Here is a 2,395-nt window from a genome sequence, read left to right on the forward strand (position 1 = left end):
TGGTGGCCAGGTCGAGGTCCCCGCTGGTGGCCAGATAAAAGTCCCCACCCTGTGTTCGTCGTGTCGACCCGGAACTGAGGGCCCAGGCGATGACGGTGAAGGTGCCAACCGATCACTGTCACCGCCTGGGAGTTCCATTGAAGTCTGCGAAGGACCGTATGGACATCATTTCTGCTTACCGAGAACTCGGAAGCTATCGCGCCGCCGCCGAGGTGTGCGGCACCACCCACAAGACCGTCAAGCGTGTGGTCGACCGGTTCGAGGCCGACGATCAACCACCAGATCGCATGGTACGGGCCCGCAACTACGACACCGTTGCCGAGCTGGTCGCTGAGCGAGTCGAGCGGTCGCGCGGCCGGATCACCGCGAAACGTCTGCTATCAGTAGCGCGAGCGGCGGGTTATGCAGGCTCGGCCCGCAACTTCCGTCGTCTCGTCGCTCAGGAGAAAACACAGTGGCGCCGTGACCATCATCGTGGGCGTCGCCCGGCAGTGTGGGCTCCGGGTGACTACCTGGTCATCGATTGGGCCGTGATCGGCGGGCTACACATGTTCTGCGCGGTGTTGGCGTTCTCACGCTGGCGGTTCGTTCGGTTCGCCACCAACGAAACATCCACCACCACACTCGGATTCATCGCCGAGGCGTTGGAAGAGATCGGTGGAGTACCCAACAAGGTACTCGCTGATCGGATGGGCTGCCTCAAAGGTGGGGTCGTCGCCAACGTCGTCGTACCGACCCCCACGTATGTGCGGTTTGCCACCCACTACGGGTTCGCCCCGGACTTCTGTCACGGCGCCGATCCGGAATCGAAAGGGATCGTGGAAAACCTGTGCGGGTACGCGCAGTCGGATCTGGCGCAACCGTTGTGGACCGAAGCCAAGATCGCCGCAGGTCGTGACGACGTGCAGCTGGATGTGCACGCAGCGAACCGGGCCGCGCGGGACTGGTGTGTCGAGGTCAACACCCGCCGCCACAGCGACACACTGTGCGTGCCTGCTGAGCAACTCGATGTGGAACGAGAAGTGCTGTCGAAGTTGCCATCTCTGCGGGCCCAAGTCGGTCCACCGCCGGTCACCCGTAAGGTCGATCGCCTCTCGTGTATCCGGTACGCCTCGGCCCGCTACTCGGTACCCAACCGGCTCATCGGCACCACCGTGACCCTCATCCAGGACGGTGAGCGGCTCCTGATCGCCGAACCCGCCTCCGGTGAGATGGTTGCCGAACATCTGCTGGCCGCACCCGGAGAGGTCGTCCTCAACGACGACCACTACGGGGGGCCACGCACACCGCCCAGTCGTGCACCACGACCCAAAACTGCGGTGGAGAAACAGTTCTGCGCTCTCGGTGAGGTTGCTGAGCAGTTCCTGGTCGGTGCCGCGGCGATCGGCAACACCCGCCTGGGCGGTGAACTCGATGACATCCTCGGCCTGGTCACCTCCCACGGCCATCAACAGGTGCTCACCGCTCTGACCAGGGCGGTGGCGTTCCGACGGTTCAAGGCCGCCGATGTGCGTTCGATCCTCGATGCCGGAGCCGGCACCCCCAACCCGCGACCGGCCGGCACAGCACTGCTCGGGCATCTGCCTACCGCGCCCACCCGCTCGCTGGATGCCTACAAGCTCGGCGCCGGCGACAAGGAGGTGTCATGACCACCACAACATCGACATCAGTTGCACCCCAAACAGTGCCGCCACTACCGGCCGACCTCGACCACGCGCTACGCCGATTGAAACTGGCCTCGATCCGCCGCACCGCACCCGAGGTGCTGCTCACCGCGAAAACTCAGCGGTGGACACCCGAAGAAGTACTGCGGACCCTGGTCGAAGCCGAGATCGCCGCTCGTGATGCCTCCAACATCCGCAACCGACTCAAAGCTGCCGGGTTCCCGCTCACCAAAACCCTGGAATCGTTCGACGTGGCCGCATCGTCCATCCCGGCCAACACCTTCGAATACCTGTCCTCGCTGGAATGGGTTCGGGCCCAACACAACCTGGCCTTGATCGGCCCAGCCGGGACTGGCAAGAGTCACACCCTGATCGGGCTGGGGATCGCCGCAGTGCACGCCGGACACAAAGTGCGGTACTTCACCGCCGCCGACCTCGTGGAGACCCTGTATCGCGGGCTGGCCGACAACACCGTCGGCAAAACCATCGACACCCTGCTGCGCCAAGATCTGCTCATCCTCGACGAGATCGGATTCGCCCCGCTCGACGACACCGGCACCCAACTGCTATTCAGGCTCGTCGCCGGCGCCTACGAACGCCGCTCTCTCGCGATCGCCAGTCACTGGCCCTTCGAACAATGGGGACGCTTCCTGCCCGAACACACCACCGCCGCCAGCATCCTCGACCGACTCCTACACCACGCCACCATCGTCATCACCGACGGCGACTCC

The 2,395-nt window shown here is 64.3% G+C and carries 2 protein-coding genes; both read left to right on the forward strand.

Annotated features, from left to right (window positions below):
* Positions 1-137 precede the first annotated feature (137 nt).
* Positions 138-1,649: an IS21 family transposase gene (gene istA, locus M1L58_RS23210; RefSeq protein WP_127961568.1), complete on the forward strand. Its 1,512-nt coding sequence runs from the start codon at positions 138-140 to the stop codon at positions 1,647-1,649.
* A partial coding sequence (gene istB, locus M1L58_RS23215; RefSeq protein WP_248660620.1) for an IS21-like element helper ATPase IstB occupies positions 1,646-2,395 on the forward strand: 750 nt, incomplete at its 3' end. The genes istA and istB, both read left to right, overlap by 4 nt.

The organism is Gordonia sp. C13 (genome assembly GCF_023218005.1).
GTDB lineage: Bacteria > Actinomycetota > Actinomycetes > Mycobacteriales > Mycobacteriaceae > Gordonia > Gordonia namibiensis.